General features: G+C 57.2%; 8 protein-coding genes and 6 rRNA genes (1 of these 14 cut by a window edge). 6 read left to right on the top strand and 8 right to left on the bottom strand.

Annotation, left to right across the window (positions count from 1 at the left end; all coding sequences use genetic code 11):
- Positions 1–307: 307 nt before the first annotated feature.
- Together LU682_RS00675 and LU682_RS00670 are read left to right on the top strand one after the other, a co-directional pair.
- Positions 308–2464, top strand: a complete 2157-nt coding sequence (locus LU682_RS00675) for a type I secretion system permease/ATPase (RefSeq protein ID WP_003256004.1) — start codon at positions 308–310, stop codon at positions 2462–2464.
- 7 nt (positions 2465–2471) lie between these two features.
- Positions 2472–3830 (top strand): HlyD family type I secretion periplasmic adaptor subunit, encoded by a 1359-nt coding sequence (locus LU682_RS00670; RefSeq protein WP_172830945.1) that lies wholly within the window; start codon positions 2472–2474, stop codon positions 3828–3830.
- Positions 3831–3986: 156 nt separating this feature from the next.
- Here the strand turns inward: LU682_RS00670 and lapD are convergent, their stop codons facing one another.
- Both lapD and lapG read right to left on the bottom strand, forming a co-directional pair.
- Complete coding sequence (lapD, locus tag LU682_RS00665; RefSeq protein ID WP_010951554.1) at positions 3987–5933, bottom strand: cyclic di-GMP receptor LapD; 1947 nt, start codon at positions 5931–5933, stop codon at positions 3987–3989.
- Between the two features lie 10 nt (positions 5934–5943).
- On the bottom strand, positions 5944–6705 hold the full coding sequence (lapG, locus tag LU682_RS00660) for a cysteine protease LapG (protein ID WP_172835033.1): 762 nt from the start codon (positions 6703–6705) through the stop codon (positions 5944–5946).
- 203 nt (positions 6706–6908) lie between these two features.
- Here lapG and LU682_RS00655 point away from each other — a divergent pair, with 203 nt between their 5' ends.
- From LU682_RS00655 to LU682_RS00640, 4 genes are all read left to right on the top strand, one after another.
- Complete coding sequence (locus LU682_RS00655; RefSeq protein ID WP_010951552.1) at positions 6909–7598, top strand: GntR family transcriptional regulator; 690 nt, start codon at positions 6909–6911, stop codon at positions 7596–7598.
- Positions 7599–7704: 106 nt separating this feature from the next.
- Positions 7705–8208: a sigma-70 family RNA polymerase sigma factor gene (locus tag LU682_RS00650; RefSeq protein ID WP_049588107.1), complete on the top strand. Its 504-nt coding sequence runs from the start codon at positions 7705–7707 to the stop codon at positions 8206–8208.
- Between the two features lie 4 nt (positions 8209–8212).
- Positions 8213–9169 carry a FecR family protein gene (locus LU682_RS00645; protein WP_010951550.1) on the top strand — a complete coding sequence of 319 codons (957 nt, stop codon included), beginning with the start codon at positions 8213–8215 and terminating at the stop codon, positions 9167–9169.
- 165 nt (positions 9170–9334) lie between these two features.
- Entirely contained in the window at positions 9335–11749 is a 2415-nt protein-coding gene (locus LU682_RS00640; protein ID WP_049588104.1) for a TonB-dependent siderophore receptor, read from the top strand.
- A gap of 66 nt (positions 11750–11815) precedes the next feature.
- Here LU682_RS00640 and rrf (LU682_RS00635) read toward each other — a convergent pair.
- The 6 genes from rrf (LU682_RS00635) to LU682_RS00610 form a co-directional block, all read right to left on the bottom strand.
- Positions 11816–11931 (bottom strand): 5S ribosomal RNA (gene rrf, locus LU682_RS00635).
- 109 nt (positions 11932–12040) lie between these two features.
- Positions 12041–12156, bottom strand: a 5S ribosomal RNA gene (rrf, locus tag LU682_RS00630).
- A 143-nt stretch (positions 12157–12299) separates the two neighbouring features.
- Positions 12300–15192, bottom strand: a 23S ribosomal RNA gene (locus LU682_RS00625).
- A gap of 292 nt (positions 15193–15484) precedes the next feature.
- A 16S ribosomal RNA gene (locus LU682_RS00620) occupies positions 15485–17021 on the bottom strand.
- Between the two features lie 449 nt (positions 17022–17470).
- Positions 17471–17586 (bottom strand): 5S ribosomal RNA (rrf, locus tag LU682_RS00615).
- A gap of 143 nt (positions 17587–17729) precedes the next feature.
- Positions 17730–18247, bottom strand: a 23S ribosomal RNA gene (locus tag LU682_RS00610) (it continues 2375 nt past the right edge of the window).
- Together the 16S, 23S and 5S rRNA genes form the textbook arrangement of a ribosomal RNA operon.

The raw sequence follows: 18247 nt of genomic DNA, 5'->3' as shown, positions 1-18247 counted from the left end.
TGACTAAGCTGGAACCCAAAGCCCTTGCATGCCTTGGCTGAGTGGCAGGCTATGCTGCAACAAGCCGGATGATGGCTGGATCAAAAATGAAACAATCATTGCCCCGCTAAGTCTGGTGAAAATGAAGCACGTAGAATTGTTTACTCAACACCGATTCAAGGCGAACATTGGCCAGCTGCTCCAGCACCAGGGCGTGATAACCCTTATCAGCACAGCTTTGCAGCACCAAAGAATGCCAGGGTGAGCCGGCCTGACCTTAACGACGGCACACCCACCCCACCCACCACAAGGATGAAGAGAGCGCCGCGTGGAATCCGAAGTCAGTCGAGTCCAACTCAGCCACGATCCACGCAGTCAGCATGACGATCCCCTGCTGGATAGTCTGCTGAGCCTGTGTGTCCTGCACCAGAAGCCCGCCAGCCGGGTCATGCTGACAACAGGCCTACCGCTACCCGCCCAGCGCCTGAGCCCTGAACTGCTGCCGCGCGCCGCGGCCCGGGCTGGCCTGCAGGGGCGCCTGCTTCAGCGAAAGCTGGAGCAGATCCCGAGTATCGCCATGCCGGCCATGCTGCTGCTCAAGGAGGGCCGCAGCGCCGTCCTGCTCGGCTGGGAGAACGATGACACCGCGCGCCTGCTACTCAGCGAGAGCGACGGTGGCGAGGTGCATGTCAGCCGCGAAGCCCTGCTAAGCGACTACAGCGGCCGCGTGTTCTTCGCGCAGCCGCAGCACAAGTTCGATGTCAACCACGGCAACCTCATCCCACGAGCGAAGTCGTGGTTCCGCGACACCCTGCTGCGCAGCAAGTGGTTGTATATCGACGCCATCGCCGCCAGCCTGGTGATCAACCTGATCGCCTTGGCCGCGCCGCTGTTCGTGATGAACGTGTATGACCGAGTGGTGCCAAACCAGGCCACCTCGACGCTCTGGGTACTGGCCATCGGTATCGCCGGCGCGTATATCTTCGACCTGATCCTCAAAGGCCTTCGCGGCCTGTGCCTGGACCTGGCCGGCAAGAAGACCGACCTGATCATCTCGGCAACGCTGTTTGAACGTATCGTCGGCATGTCGATGAAGTACCGGCCGGCGCGGGTAGGCAGCTTTGCCCAGAACATTCACGAGTTCCAGGGCCTGCGCGACTTCCTCGCCTCGCTGACCCTGACCAGCCTGATCGACCTGCCCTTTACCATCCTGATTTTGATCGTCATCGCCATCATTGGCGGGCACCTGGTGTGGATACCGATCATCGCCTTCCCGCTGGCTCTGGGCATCGGCTACGCCCTGCAGCGGCCACTGATGGCGACCATGGAGCGGACCATGGCTTTGGCATCAGAGCGCCAGTCCAGCCTGATCGAAACCCTGGCGGGTCTGGATGCGGTAAAGGTCAACAACGCCGAAAGCGAACGCCAGTATATGTGGGAGCAAACCCTCGGCACCCTGAGCCGGCTGGAACTGCGCGTGAAAGTGCTGTCGAGCCTGGCGATGAACATCACCCTGCTGATCCAGCAACTGGCAGGCGTGGCAATGATCTGCGTCGGCGTGTACCTGATCATCGACGGCAACCTGAGCATGGGCGGCCTGGTGGCTTGCTACATGCTCAGCGGCCGTGCCCTCGGCCCGTTGGGCCAGCTCAACGGCCTGCTGGCCCGCTACCAGCAAGCCAAGGTGACCATGGTCTCCACCGACCACATGATGGATCTACCGCAAGAGCGCAACTTCGAAGAACGCCCGCTGAGCCGCAAGGTGCTGCAGGGCAGCGTCGAGTTCCGCGGGGTCGACTTCACTTATCCGAACCAGCAGAACCTGGCCCTGAAGAATATCAACCTGACCATCCGCCCTGGCGAGAAGGTCGGCATCATCGGCCGCAGCGGCTCCGGCAAGAGCTCGCTGGCCAAGCTCATCGTCGGCCTGTACGAGGCCGATGGTGGCTCGCTGCTGGTTGATGGCGTCGACATTCGCCAGATCGATGTCAGCGAACTGCGCCACAACATCGGCTACGTCCCCCAGGATATCCAGCTGCTGGCCGGCACCTTGCGTGACAACCTGGTCAGCGGCGCCCGCTACATCGAGGACGAATTGATCCTGCAGGCCGCTGAACTGGCGGGCGTACATGAATTCGCCCGGCTGCACCCCGACGGCTACGAGCTGCAAGTGGGTGAACGCGGGCAAAACCTGTCCGGCGGCCAGCGGCAGAACGTCGCCTTGGGCCGTGCGCTGCTGCTCAACCCGCAGATCCTGCTGCTGGACGAGCCGACCAGCGCCATGGACAACACCGGTGAAGAACGCCTCAAGCAGCGCCTGCAAGCGGTGGTGGAGGGCAAGACGGTACTGCTGGTCACGCACCGTGCCTCATTGCTGTCGCTGGTAGACCGGCTGATCGTGATCGATCGCGGGCAGATTGTCGCCGACGGCCCGAAAGCCGCGGTCATGGATGCACTGAAGAAGGGGCAGATCAGTGTTGCATAAGCTGGATATGGGGCAGTTCAAGGACGGCCTGCGGCGCTATTTCAAAGGCAGCGACTCGCTTGGCGGCCAGCCGCTGCCCGAGGTGAACAAGGCCCTGATCGAAGATGCACCGCGCGTGGTGCGGCTGACCATCTGGGGCGTGATCCTGTTCTTCGTGTTCTTGATTGTATGGGCCAGCGTCGCGCCCATCGACGAAGTTACGCGGGGTGAAGGCAAGGCCATTCCGTCTTCCAAGGTGCAGAAGATCCAGAACCTGGAGGGCGGCATCGTCGCCGAAATCTTCGCCAAGGAGGGGCAGATCGTCGAAGTGGGCCAGCCATTGCTGCGCCTGGATGAAACCCGCTTCGCCTCCAACGTTGGTGAAACCGAGGCTGACCGCCTGGCCATGGCCCTGCGAGTCGAACGTTTGAGTGCCGAGGTAGAGGACCGCCCGCTGATTATCGACGAAAAGCTGCGTAAAGCCGCGCCAAACCAGGCGGCCAGTGAGGAGTCGCTGTACCAGAGCCGGCGCCAGCAACTGCAGGACGAAATTGGCGGCCTGCAACAGCAGTTGGTCCAACGCCAGCAGGAGCTGCGCGAATACAGCTCCAAACGCACCCAGTACGCCAACAGCCTCGAGCTGCTGCGCAAGGAAATCAGCATGTCCGAACCGCTGGTGGCAACCGGCGCGATTTCCCAGGTTGAAGTGCTGCGCCTGCGCCGTGCTGAAGTGGAAAACCGCGGTCAGCTGGACTCCACTGCGCTGGCGATCCCGCGCGCAGAGGCGGCCATACGCGAGGTGCAAAGCAAGATCGAAGAGACGCGTGGCAAGTTCCGAAGCGAAGCGCTGACCCAGCTGAACGAGGCACGCACCGAACTGAACAAGGCTACCGCCACCAGCAAGGCGCTGGACGACCGGGTGCACCGCACACTGGTCACCTCGCCCGTACGCGGTATCGTCAAGCAACTGCTGGTGAACACCATTGGCGGGGTAATCCAGCCAGGCAGTGATATCATCGAAGTCGTGCCGCTGGACGACACGCTGGTCATTGAGGCGAAAATTTTGCCCAAAGACATCGCCTTCCTGCACCCTGGCCAGGAAGCGACGGTCAAGTTCACCGCGTATGACTACACCATCTACGGTGGGCTCAAGGCCAAGCTGGAGCAGATTGGCGCCGACACCATTACCGATGAAGACAAGAAGACTACGTATTACCTGATCAAGCTGCGCACTGATCGCAGCCACCTGGGGACTGACGAGAAGCCACTGCTGATCATTCCGGGGATGGTGGCGACGGTGGACATCATGACAGGCAAGAAAACCATCATGAGCTACCTGCTCAAGCCGATCATGAAGGCGCGTTCGGAAGCGCTGCGCGAGCGGTGATAGCCAACCTGCGGGTTTCGCCATTGCTTTAGGAGCGGCCTCATGTCGCGACAGGGCTGTACAAGCAGCCCTGCAAATCGCTACGTGAACCTGGGGGCCGCTACGCGGCCCTTTTGCGGCTCTAGCCCACGCCTACAGCGGCACGCGAGAGGCCATTCAGCGCCAAGGCGCAGGCTCACCCACCAGTTGCCCCTGAATCCCGCCTACTCCCATCTCCAGCAACACCAACCGCTCCCCTTCCGTCTCGACTCGCTCGGCAATCAGCGGCAGGTCGATGCTATGCGCCGCACGCTGGATCGCTTCGATGAACAGCCGCTTGTGCTGCTCATGATCGATGTTGCGGATGTAACTGCCGTCAATCTTCAGGTACGCCAGGCCCAAATGCGCCAGGTTGCCAATCATGCTGAAGCGCCCACCGAAGCGTTGCAAAGCCAACCCGAAGCCAAGCCCATGCAGGCGCCGGGTGAGTTGCTCCAACGCTGCCTGCTCAGGCAACTGCTCCTCGCCAATTTCAAAAACCAGCCGCGGACCGAGCGCCGCATTCTGGCCCAGCAGCTCGAAAACGCGCTGAAGGGCCTTGGGGTCGGCCAGGGTGGCGGCGGACAGGTTCAACGCCAGCACTTGGTCATGCCCTCGCAGGTGCGCCAACACTTTCTCCAGCACCAGCACATCCAGCCGCGGCATCCAGCCGAAGCGCTCCAGCCAAGGCAGGAAGCGGCCCGCCGGCAAGGCCTCGCCCTGGCCATCGCGCAAACGCGAAATAACTTTGTGGTGCAGTACCCGTTGCGAGGAAGCGCACTCTATCACTGGCTGGAAGAACAACTCGAAATGCCCATTGATGAACGCTTGGTCGAGCCGTTCGTGCCAGGCATGCTGACTATCCGCAGCAACCGCAGCAACACCTTGCTCAAGGCATACCCAGCCCGGCGTTGGCTGGTTCTCAGCGCGGGCCAGAGCCTCGTCGGCCAGCTTCAGCAATGCCTGGGGTGAATCACCAGGGCTGAATGGCGCCAGGCCTATACAAGCCACCGGGTCGATATCACTGGCCCCCGTTTCGTGCAGGCTCTGCAACGTTGCCTCCAGAGCCTGGGCAAGGTGTACTGCCTCCTCATGCACCATGCCCGGTGCCAGCACTGCAAACTCGCCGCCGCGGCTGCGGGAAATGAGGTCGTTGGTTTCCGGGTAGCTGGCACAAGTACGACGCAGCTGTTCACCTACCGCTTGCAACAACTGGTCGGTACGCTGGCCGCCAAGGCGGGCGTTCAGGCCAGCCAGGCCCTGAACCCGCAGCAACAGCAGGTAACCGGCGCGCGCGTCTTCCAGGTTGCTTACCCGATTGTTCAGCTGCATTTCAAAATAGCGGCGGTTCGACAGCCCGGTCAGGCTGTCCTGGTAGGACTCCGCACGCAGCCGCTCACTGCGCTCGGCCTGCTCGGTGAACAGGGCTTTGAGTTTCTCGACCATCTGGTTCATCGCTTGCACTACGCGGCGTAGCTCCGGCGTGCGTGGCAACTCTGGCAGGCTGAGGAATTCGCGGCGGGCAATAGCGTGAGATTGCTCTACCATGTAGTCCAGCGGCCTCAACTGGCGGCGCAACAGCAAAGCACCGAGCACGGCACTGGCCGCACCGCACAACAGCAACCAACCCAGGCTGCCCAAGGCGCTTTGCCAAAGCTTGGCAATGGCGAACATCGGGTGGCTGATCACTTCAACGCGCGCGGCCTGCTGCCAGCCACGACTGACGATTGCATCGCCGCCGGCGGCCTCGAGGCCGATCAGGCGCACGAACCAAAGCGGCACACCACCAGGGTCTGGCTCGGCGTGACGCTCCACCAGCACGGCGTTGGAACCCAGGTCGACGACCTTGATGCTTGCATAGTAACCACTGTCGAAAATCGAGCTGACCATCAGCTCGACCATCGCTGGGTCGTCGATATTCGGCGTCAGCGAAAGCGCCAGTGCGGTGGCCGCATCCTGGGCGTGCGAGCGCAGCTGGTTGACGTACTGGCTGCGCGAGCTTTCCAGGCTGACCATGAAACTGCCACTGAAGGCGACCACCAGGAACAGGCAAATGGCCAACAGCAATTGTTTGAACAGTGACATCTGTGCTCCTTCAGTAAACCGGCTCGGCCGGGAACCCTTCGGCCTGCATTTTCTTCAACAAATCCTGCCAGCGTGACAGCCGCTTGGTATCACCAACCTTCTTGTTCCCTGCCGCGCCCGTCAGCCACAACCCCTCGCCATTGAAGGCGTACACCGGCAGCAGGTCGGTACGCTGGCTTGCCGGCTTTATGGCATCCATCAGACTGTCCAGCACCAAAGGCTGGGCCTGTGGGCTTGAATAATAGGTCAGGACCATGTGTGCCCGGTTCTGCCGCAGCGCCTTGACGTAGGTGATGCGCAGTTTTTCGCTGGGGATTCCCATGCGCCGTAGACTGAAATATTTGGCGATGGCGTAATCCTCGCAGTCCCCTGCACCTTTGATCAGTGCCTGCACAGGTGTGGCCCAGTAGTCGACCTCATGCCACAGATCGATATCCTCGACATACCGCAATTGCTGGTTGAAGAAGCGGTTGACCACTTGCAACCTTTCAAGCTCGGTACCCTGCTTCTGCGTGGCCATCAGGCTCTGCCAGGCATCGATGCGACCCTGCCCGGCACCTAGTGGGCCGTACAGAGCCTGCGACTTGCGGCTGATCTGGGAGAAATCCCAATCCGCGTGCAAGCCGCCCAGCAGAAGACTGCCCAGCAGCACGGCAAAGCCGACATAGCGCACTACGGTTTTGAGCAACCAGGATATCGCCACTGCGAAGCCCTGTTCAGACCAGTCGAAAGCAGCGATGGTGGGGCTTGCCACCGCAAAAGACAATGGCACCCTGCAATCACGCACCCGGCTGTCAGCCCGCCTATACTTTCTGCTTACATCTTTCTATAGGCAGCTTCCTTTGACGTGCGACTTCCTCCACCATAGCCGCGCTTTTGGGGCGCCCGTACCAGTGTGGGTGCAGGTTTGACACCCTCACAAGCTGTTACTAGTGTCATTGGATCCAATACAGTCATCGTTGAGGCAGGCGTCGCGTGGCCAAGAAAATCAAATTGAGCAATGTGCTGGCCAGCGAGCAGTTGCCGCCGCATCAGGCCCGTGCCGTGATCGAAGAACGCCTGCGCAGCGCCATTCTCGATGGTCGCTTGCCCCCTGGTACTGCCGTTCGCCAACAAGAGCTCGCCACCCTGTACGGCGTCAGTCGCATGCCCGTGCGCGAAGCCCTGCGCCAGCTCGAAGCGCAATCCCTGTTGAAAGTGGAGATGCACAAGGGCGCCGTCGTTGCACCGCTGATCGGCGAGGATGCAGTGGACACCTATGCCCTTCGCGTATTGCTCGAGAGCGAGGCGCTGCGCCAGTCTATCCCGCTGCTTGATGCCAGCGACATCGCCAGCGCCCGCGGGTATATCCAGCAACTGGAGAACGAGACCAGCCACACCGAAATTGGCCGCCTCAACCGCCTGCTCCACATGGCGCTGTACAGCAAGGCGCCGAACAAGAAACTACTGCGCCTTATCGAGAACGAACTGAACGAGGAAGAACGCTTCCTGCGCTTCCATCTTTCGTCCATGGGCCTGGGCAAGCTCACTCAGGACGATCACAACGCACTGGTAGATGCAGCCAGCGACAAGCTGGTGGACGAAGCGGTAGCGGTGCTGGAACGGCACCTCAATGGCGGGGCGCGGGTGATCCGCAATTACCTGGATACGCAATTGGGGCGTTAGCCCATTACCGGCTTTACGCGTTAACTGATGGGTTGCAAATTAATCTTGCTCCGCCAACAATGAGACTAATTATCATTAACGTCCATTGATGCCGGCGCCCTCCTCCATGCCCAGCAACGATTCCGTGCAAACGCTCTACAGTGACCACCACGGCTGGTTGCATACCTGGCTGCGTAGCAAGCTCGGCAACGCAGCCGATGCGGCTGACCTCGCCCAGGATACCTTCGTCCGCTTGCTACAGCGTCGTGAACAATTGCAGCTGAATGCGCCCAGGGCCTTCCTGCGCACGGTAGCGCGTGGGCTGGTGATCGATCATTGGCGCCGCGAGGAACTGCACAGGGCCTATCTGGAGGCTTTGGCCCATGTGCCGGAAGCACTGGTCCCCTCAGTCGAGACCCGCGAGCTGCTGCTGGAATTGCTTGAGCGTATTGCACGCATGCTCGACGGCCTCAAACCCAAGGTACGTCGCGCATTCCTGCTGGCTCAATGCGAGGGGCTGAAGCATCAGGCCATCGCCGAACAGATGGGGATCTCCGTGCGCACCGTTGAGCGCTACATCGCCAATGCGCTCTATCACTGCTACGTGCTGCGCTATGAAGACGACTGCTGAATCCATGACCGTCGCACGCCCTGATACAAAAACGGTCAGGCAGGCCATTCAGTGGATGCTGCGGCTGCGTGAGAGCGGGCACGATCCAGCTCTGCAACAACAGTGCGCGCAATGGCGCAGCAGCCACCACGAAAACGAACAGGCCTGGCAGCGTATGGTTCACCTTCATAAGGACCTTGACCTGCGCGCTATCCCGGGTGCCGGGCTGGCATTGCAGACACTGGAAACCAGCCAGCAGCGCCTGCGCCGTCGACAGGCGCTGAAGCTGCTTGGCGGCGTTGTCATGGCAGGGTCGGCGAGCTGGCTGGCCAAAGACCTCGATACTGTGAGTGCCTGGACGTCAGACTATGCCACCGGCACGGGCGAGCGACGCGTCTTCACCCTGCCCGATGGCTCGCTGATGCAACTCAATACCTGCAGTGCCGTGGACCTGGCCTTCCATGATCAACAGCGTCTGGTCCGCCTGAAGCTTGGGGAATTGATGATCAACTGCAACCCCCGGCATCCCCTACTGGTAGAAACCCGCGACGCGCTGCTGGAAGGCTTCGAAGGACGCTTTGTGGCCTATCAGGATAGCGACTGCACACGTGTCAGCGTCAGCCACGGCAAAGTGGCGATACACCGGCCTGGTGCTGGCCAACTTCAGTGGATCGAAGGTGGCCAGAACTGGCGCCTGGATGCTCAAGGTGCGCACCGGCTCGCGCACATGGACATGGATGCGATGGCCTGGACTGAAGGGTTGATCGTCACTCAGGACATGCGCCTCTCCAACTTCCTCGCGCAGGTCAGCCGCTATCGCCATGGTTACCTGGGCTGCAGCAATGAGATTGCCGACCTGCGCCTGTCGGGGGTGTTCCGCCTCGAAGACCCGGAGCAACTGCTTCGGCTGCTACCGCAGACGTTGCCCGTACGACTTCGTCGGCGTACACGCTGGTGGGTGCATGTAGAGAGCATCACCTGATAAGGCGTTATCGATTTCTGGCGGGTTTTGAATCCAGGTCCGGCTAGGACAGTAAGCAACACTTTCTGCCCTCGACACTTTAACGGACCCTTCATGTCTACCAACCCAGTGTTAACCCACACTTTCAGCCCGAATGATTTTCGTCCAGTCCTGCAATCAGCTCACTTGCGCCATGCCATCCGGGCTGTTCTGTTTGGTACCGCCCTGGGCCTGGCAACTGTTCCGCAACTTTCCGTTGCGGCCGACACAGCCGAAGTGAGCCAACACTATGCAATACCAGCTGGCCAACTGACCGACGTGCTCAACACAATCGCTCGCCAGGCCGGGATCACCCTATCGAGCACGCCTCAGCTGACCGATGGCCTGCATTCCAACGGACTGCAGGGGCAGTACACAGCCGATCAGGCGCTGCGCCAGTTGCTGAATGGCAGCGGACTGGAAGCCGTCAGCCAGGGGGGACGTAACTATGTGCTGCAGGCACAGCGTCAGAACGCCGCCCTGGCATTGCCAGACACCGACATCCGTAGTTTCTCCCTCGGCAACGCACTGGGCAGCATGGAGGGTTACAACGCCACGCACAGCCAGGTGGCGACCAAGACCAGCATGCCCTTGGTGGAGACATCCCAATCAGTCTCGGTAGTTACTCGCCAGCAAATGGATGATCAGGGCTCTCAGACCGTTGCCCAAGCAATGCGCTACACGCCTGGAGTACTGACCAACCCGTACGGTGCCACTCATCGCTATGACTATGTAGCCATGCGCGGCTTCAACGACGGCTCGGTGGACAACATCTACGTCGATGGGCTCAAGTCAATGGGAGACAACGGCACCTACAGCACCATGCAGGTAGACCCATACTTCCTTGAGCGCATCGACATTCTCAAGGGACCGTCTTCGGTACTGTACGGGCGAAGCTCGCCGGGTGGCCTGGTAGCCCTGACCACCAAGAAGCCACTCTTTGCTCCTTACCATCAGGTTCAGGCCACTATGGGTACTCAGGGCCAGCGTGGCGTGGGCTTCGACTTCAGTGGTCCTGTGGATGACGACAAACGCATTGCGTATCGCCTGACGGGTTTGGCGGACGCTTCCGACACTCAGTTCGACCACAACAAGGAAGAACGTTACGCCATCGCCCCTGCTATCAGTGTCGACTTCACCGAAGACACCTCACTCACGCTGCAGGCCTATTTGCAGCACGACCCTAACGGTGGGTACCACGGCGGCAACCCTGCAGACGGTATGCTGCACAAGCGCAACGGCTTGCGCCTGTCAGACCATTTCTTCGAAGGCGAGCCGAGCATCGACAACTACGAGCGCACGCAGCAATCCTTCAGCTACCAGTTTGAGCACCGCTTCAATGATGTGTTCACCGCGCGGCAGAACTTTCGCTATCAGGATTCCGACGTGTCGATGGACCAGGTGTACTCCGCCGGCTGGGCAGATGTGGACAGCAATAGGCTAAACCGCGCCTATACCGGCGGCGACGAGCGCCTGCATTCATACATCATTGATAACATGCTGCAGGCAGAGTTTTTTACTGGGGCAGCCAAGCACACCCTGCTCTTGGGGGCTGACTACCAGCGGCGCAAAGCCGACGTGACATGGCGTTATGGCACCGTCGACCCGCTGGATGCTGGCAATCCGCAGTACGGCAATGGCAACCTTCAGGTACTGGGCGAGAACCGCTACCAGCGGCGTTTGCAACAAACGGGCGTGTACCTGCAGGATCTGGTGGAGCTGGACCAGTGGCGCTTTTCCTTGGGACTGCGCCAGGACTGGGTGAAGGTGTCCGAAGAGAACCGTGACAGCGACAGCAAGGTCAGTGATCAACGCTCCAGGTTCACCTCCCGGGCTGGAGTGCTCTACCTGTTCGAGAACGGCATTGCGCCCTACATCAGCTACTCGGAGTCGTTCAACCCGAACACCGTGTCCGACCAGCAAGGCCGGCCGCTGGCGCCGACGGAGGGCACTCAGTGGGAAGCCGGCATCAAATATCAGCCACCAGGGAGCGACAACCTGTTCACCGCATCGGTGTTCCGCATCGAGCAGGAGAATTTGGCGTCTAAACAGCCTGACGAAGACTTCTACCGCCCTGTCGGTGAAGTCCGCTCGCAAGGGCTGGAGCTGGAGGCCCATGTGCAACTGACCGACAGCCTCAAACTGCTGGGTGGCTATACCTTCACCGATATCGAGTATTCGAAGTCAATGCCGAGCCTTGTGTCGGGCGACTTGGACAACAAGGGTAATTCGCCGACTCAGGCGCCGAAACAGATGCTCTCGCTGTGGGCCGACTATAACTTCCGCCAGGGGGCACTGGATGGCCTGCGGCTGGGCGGTGGGGTGCGATATGTGGGGTACAGCTGGGTCGATGCGGAAAACAGCATGAAGGTGCCTTCCTACACCCTGTTCGACGCCTCGATCGGCTATGACCTGGGCAAGCTCGGCCTGACGGGTGTGGATGTGCGCTTGAACGCCAACAACCTTACCAATGAAAGCTACATCACCTCATGTGCCAGCCTGAACTACTGCTACATGGGTGAAGAGCGCAATGTGAGCGCCACGGTCAGCTATCAGTTCTAACCGATATTGAAACCCGGAAAAGACAAAGCCCCTGTCTGCATCGCAGACAGGGGCTTTGGGTTTGAATCTTGACGATGACCTACTCTCACATGGGGAAACCCCACACTACCATCGGCGATGCATCGTTTCACTGCTGAGTTCGGGATGGGATCAGGTGGTTCCAATGCTCTATGGTCGTCAAGAAATTCTGTGTGCTGGCCCGTCCCTAGGACGTGCCTGCGAATCTCTGTAGTTCCTACTTAAAGACAAAACCCCTACCTGCATGTGCAGATAGGGGTTTTGCGAAATGAATCTTGACGATGACCTACTCTCACATGGGGAAACCCCACACTACCATCGGCGATGCATCGTTTCACTACTGAGTTCGGGATGGGATCAGGTGGTTCCAATGCTCTATGGTCGTCAAGAAATTCTGTTGCCAGAATGTCCAGATGGACAGCCCAGCGAATTCGGATATGCGATATTTGCGAAGCTCTTGTGTAAAGCACGAATTTTCGGGTCTTTCGTCTTCACCACCGCAATCTGCGTCAGCAAATTGCTTGGGTGTTATATGGTCAAGCCTCACGGGCAATTAGTATTGGTTAGCTCAACGCCTCACAGCGCTTACACACCCAACCTATCAACGTCGTAGTCTTCGACGGCCCTTTAGGGGATTCAAGATCCCAGTGAGATCTCATCTTGAGGCAAGTTTCCCGCTTAGATGCTTTCAGCGGTTATCTCTTCCGAACATAGCTACCCGGCAATGCCACTGGCGTGACAACCGGAACACCAGAGGTTCGTCCACTCCGGTCCTCTCGTACTAGGAGCAGCCCCTCTCAAATCTCAAACGTCCACGGCAGATAGGGACCGAACTGTCTCACGACGTTCTAAACCCAGCTCGCGTACCACTTTAAATGGCGAACAGCCATACCCTTGGGACCGGCTTCAGCCCCAGGATGTGATGAGCCGACATCGAGGTGCCAAACACCGCCGTCGATATGAACTCTTGGGCGGTATCAGCCTGTTATCCCCGGAGTACCTTTTATCCGTTGAGCGATGGCCCTTCCATACAGAACCACCGGATCACTAAGACCTACTTTCGTACCTGCTCGACGTGTTTGTCTCGCAGTCAAGCGCGCTTTTGCCTTTATACTCTACGACCGATTTCCGACCGGTCTGAGCGCACCTTCGTACTCCTCCGTTACTCTTTGGGAGGAGACCGCCCCAGTCAAACTACCCACCATACACTGTCCTCGATCCGGATAACGGACCTGAGTTAGAACCTCAAAGTTGCCAGGGTGGTATTTCAAGGATGGCTCCATGAGAACTGGCGTCCCCACTTCAAAGCCTCCCACCTATCCTACACAAGCAAATTCAAAGTCCAGTGCAAAGCTATAGTAAAGGTTCACGGGGTCTTTCCGTCTAGCCGCGGATACACTGCATCTTCACAGCGATTTCAATTTCACTGAGTCTCGGGTGGAGACAGCGCCGCCATCGTTACGCCATTCGTGCAGGTCGGAACTTACCCGACAAGGAATTTCGCTACCTTAGGACCGTTATAGTTACGGCCGCCGTTTACCGGGGCTTCGATCAAGAGCTTCGCTTGCGCTAACCCCATCAATTAACCTTCCGGCACCGGGCAGGCGTCACACCCTATACGTCCACTTTCGTGTTTGCAGAGTGCTGTGTTTTTAATAAACAGTCGCAGCGGCCTGGTATCTTCGACCGGCATGGGCTTACGGAGCAAGTCCTTCACCCTCGCCGGCGCACCTTCTCCCGAAGTTACGGTGCCATTTTGCCTAGTTCCTTCACCCGAGTTCTCTCAAGCGCCTTGGTATTCTCTACCTAACCACCTGTGTCGGTTTGGGGTACGGTTCCCAGTTATCTGAAGCTTAGGAGCTTTTCTTGGAAGCATGGTATCAACCACTTCGTCGCCTGAAGGCAACTCGTCATCAGCTCTCGGCCTTGAAATCCCGGATTTGCCTAAGATTTCAGCCTACCACCTTAAACCTGGACAACCAACGCCAGGCTGGCCTAACCTTCTCCGTCCCTCCATCGCAATAACTGGAAGTACAGGAATATTAACCTGTTTTCCATCGACTACGCTTTTCAGCCTCGCCTTAGGGACCGACTAACCCTGCGTCGATTAACGTTGCGCAGGAAACCTTGGTCTTTCGGCGTGCGAGTTTTTCACTCGCATTGTCGTTACTCATGTCAGCATTCGCACTTCTGATACCTCCAGCAAGCTTCTCAACTCACCTTCACAGGCTTACAGAACGCTCCTCTACCGCATCATCATAAGATGATACCCGTAGCTTCGGTGCATGGTTTGAGCCCCGTTACATCTTCCGCGCAGGCCGACTCGACTAGTGAGCTATTACGCTTTCTTTAAAGGGTGGCTGCTTCTAAGCCAACCTCCTAGCTGTCTAAGCCTTCCCACATCGTTTCCCACTTAACCATGACTTTGGGACCTTAGCTGACGGTCTGGGTTGTTTCCCTTTTCACGACGGACGTTAGCACCCGCCGTGTGTCTCCCATGCTCGGCACTTGTAGGTATTCGGAGTTTGCATCGGTTTGGTAAGTCGGGATGACCCCCTAGCCGAAACAGTGCTCTACCCCCTACAGTGATACATGAGGCGCTACCTAAATAGCTTTCGAGGAGAACCAGCTATCTCCGAGCTTGATTAGCCTTTCACTCCGATCCACAGGTCATCCGCTAACTTTTCAACGGTAGTCGGTTCGGTCCTCCAGTCAGTGTTACCTAACCTTCAACCTGCCCATGGATAGATCGCCCGGTTTCGGGTCTATACCCAGCGACTAAACGCCCTATTAAGACTCGCTTTCGCTACGCCTCCCCTATTCGGTTAAGCTCGCCACTGAATATAAGTCGCTGACCCATTATACAAAAGGTACGCAGTCACCTAACAAAGTAGGCTCCCACTGCTTGTACGCATACGGTTTCAGGTTCTATTTCACTCCCCTCTCCGGGGTTCTTTTCGCCTTTCCCTCACGGTACTGGTTCACTATCGGTCAGTCAGTAGTATTTAGCCTTGGAGGATGGTCCCCCCATATTCAGACAAAGTTTCTCGTGCTCCGTCCTACTCGATTTCATTGACAAGAGATTTTCGTGTACGGGGCTATCACCCACTATGGCCGCACTTTCCAGAGCGTTCCACTAATCTCAAATCAACTTAAGGGCTGGTCCCCGTTCGCTCGCCACTACTAAGGGAATCTCGGTTGATTTCTTTTCCTCAGGGTACTTAGATGTTTCAGTTCCCCTGGTTCGCCTCTTGCACCTATGTATTCAGTACAAGATAACCAGCTTATGCTGGCTGGGTTCCCCCATTCAGAGATCTCTGGATCACAGTCTGTTTGCCGACTCCCCAAAGCTTATCGCAGGCTACCACGTCTTTCATCGCCTCTGACTGCCAAGGCATCCACCGTATGCGCTTCTTCACTTGACCATATAACCCCAAGCAATCTGGTTATACTGTGAAGACGACATTCGCCGAAAATTCGTACGTTGCTCTTTCGAGCAGAACTCACAAATTTTACCTTAGCCTGATCCACCAGCAGTGAAACTGGTGTTCAGTCTATATCTATCACATATCCGAATTTTTAAAGAACGATCTGACAAAAGCCAGAAATCAACATTCGATGCGAATGCTCATTTCCAGGTTCTGACCAGGAAAAACGTCTTCGACAATGAATCAAGCAATTCGTGTGGGAGCTCATCAGCAGGCTGATGTCGTCGATTAAGGAGGTGATCCAGCCGCAGGTTCCCCTACGGCTACCTTGTTACGACTTCACCCCAGTCATGAATCACACCGTGGTAACCGTCCCCCCGAAGGTTAGACTAGCTACTTCTGGTGCAACCCACTCCCATGGTGTGACGGGCGGTGTGTACAAGGCCCGGGAACGTATTCACCGCGACATTCTGATTCGCGATTACTAGCGATTCCGACTTCACGCAGTCGAGTTGCAGACTGCGATCCGGACTACGATCGGTTTTGTGAGATTAGCTCCACCTCGCGGCTTGGCAACCCTCTGTACCGACCATTGTAGCACGTGTGTAGCCCAGGCCGTAAGGGCCATGATGACTTGACGTCATCCCCACCTTCCTCCGGTTTGTCACCGGCAGTCTCCTTAGAGTGCCCACCATAACGTGCTGGTAACTAAGGACAAGGGTTGCGCTCGTTACGGGACTTAACCCAACATCTCACGACACGAGCTGACGACAGCCATGCAGCACCTGTGTCAGAGTTCCCGAAGGCACCAATCCATCTCTGGAAAGTTCTCTGCATGTCAAGGCCTGGTAAGGTTCTTCGCGTTGCTTCGAATTAAACCACATGCTCCACCGCTTGTGCGGGCCCCCGTCAATTCATTTGAGTTTTAACCTTGCGGCCGTACTCCCCAGGCGGTCAACTTAATGCGTTAGCTGCGCCACTAAAATCTCAAGGATTCCAACGGCTAGTTGACATCGTTTACGGCGTGGACTACCAGGGTATCTAATCCTGTTTGCTCCCCACGCTTTCGCACCTCAGTGTCAGTATCAGTCCAGGTGGTCGCCTTCGCCACTGGTGTTCCTTCCTATATCTACGCATTTCACCGCTACACAGGAAATTCCACCACCCTCTACCGTACTCTAGCTTGCCAGTTTTGGATGCAGTTCCCAGGTTGAGCCCGGGGCTTTCACATCCAACTTAACAAACCACCTACGCGCGCTTTACGCCCAGTAATTCCGATTAACGCTTGCACCCTCTGTATTACCGCGGCTGCTGGCACAGAGTTAGCCGGTGCTTATTCTGTCGGTAACGTCAAAACAGCAAGGTATTAACTTACTGCCCTTCCTCCCAACTTAAAGTGCTTTACAATCCGAAGACCTTCTTCACACACGCGGCATGGCTGGATCAGGCTTTCGCCCATTGTCCAATATTCCCCACTGCTGCCTCCCGTAGGAGTCTGGACCGTGTCTCAGTTCCAGTGTGACTGATCATCCTCTCAGACCAGTTACGGATCGTCGCCTTGGTGAGCCATTACCCCACCAACTAGCTAATCCGACCTAGGCTCATCTGATAGCGCAAGGCCCGAAGGTCCCCTGCTTTCTCCCGTAGGACGTATGCGGTATTAGCGTTCCTTTCGAAACGTTGTCCCCCACTACCAGGCAGATTCCTAGGCATTACTCACCCGTCCGCCGCTGAATCAAGGAGCAAGCTCCCGTCATCCGCTCGACTTGCATGTGTTAGGCCTGCCGCCAGCGTTCAATCTGAGCCATGATCAAACTCTTCAGTTCAATACTGCTTGGGTTTTTAAGAAACCCTAAACTTGGCTCAGCAATCTCAAATGACTATGTGATTTCTCGCATGGTCACTTGTGATGCTGATAATCTTTTTGACTATCAGTCCATACTCACAAGCACCCACACGAATTGCTTGATTCGATTTGTTAAAGAGCGTTTGGTTAAGAGCTTTTCGTCTCAACCGAGGCGCGCATTCTACGCTTTCCTCAGAGCCTGTCAAGCGTTTATTTTGAAGTTTTTTGCGAGAAACTCGTTTAACTTCAGACACTTAACTCGCTTCGATCTCTCGTCGCGGGAGGTGAATAATACAGCATTCAAAAACACTGTCAACCACCTTTTTACTGCAACTGGCTGACCTTGCGGCTTACCAGGACGAAGCATGAGCTTCTACTTAAAGACAAAACCCCTACCTGCATGCGCAGATAGGGGTTTTGCGAAATGAATCTTGACGATGACCTACTCTCACATGGGGAAACCCCACACTACCATCGGCGATGCATCGTTTCACTACTGAGTTCGGGATGGGATCAGGTGGTTCCAATGCTCTATGGTCGTCAAGAAATTCTGTTGCCAGAATGTCCAGATGGACAGCCCAGCGAATTCGGATATGCGATATTTGCGAAGCTCTTGTGTAAAGCACGAATTTTCGGGTCTTTCGTCTTCACCACCGCAATCTGCGTCAGCAAATTGCTTGGGTGTTATATGGTCAAGCCTCACGGGCAATTAGTATTGGTTAGCTCAACGCCTCACAGCGCTTACACACCCAACCTATCAACGTCGTAGTCTTCGACGGCCCTTTAGGGGATTCAAGATCCCAGTGAGATCTCATCTTGAGGCAAGTTTCCCGCTTAGATGCTTTCAGCGGTTATCTCTTCCGAACATAGCTACCCGGCAATGCCACTGGCGTGACAACCGGAACACCAGAGGTTCGTCCACTCCGGTCCTCTCGTACTAGGAGCAGCCCCTCTCAAATCTCAAACGTCCACGGCAGATAGGGACCGAACTGTCTCACGACGTTCTAAACCCAGCTCGCGTACCACTTTAAATGGCGAACAGCCATACCCTTGGGACCGGCTTCAGCCCCAGGATGTGATGAGCCGACATCGAGGTGCCAAACACCGCCGTCGATATGAACTCTTGGGCGGTATCAGCCTGTTATCCCCGGAGTACCTTTTATCCGTTGAGCGATGGCCCTTCCATACAGAACCACCGGATCACTA

Origin of the sequence: Pseudomonas alloputida (assembly GCF_021283545.2) — a bacterium.
GTDB classification, from domain to species: domain Bacteria; phylum Pseudomonadota; class Gammaproteobacteria; order Pseudomonadales; family Pseudomonadaceae; genus Aquipseudomonas; species Aquipseudomonas alloputida.
The sequence above is the reverse complement of the archived record's forward strand: the minus strand, read 5'-3'. Positions and strand labels throughout refer to the sequence as shown.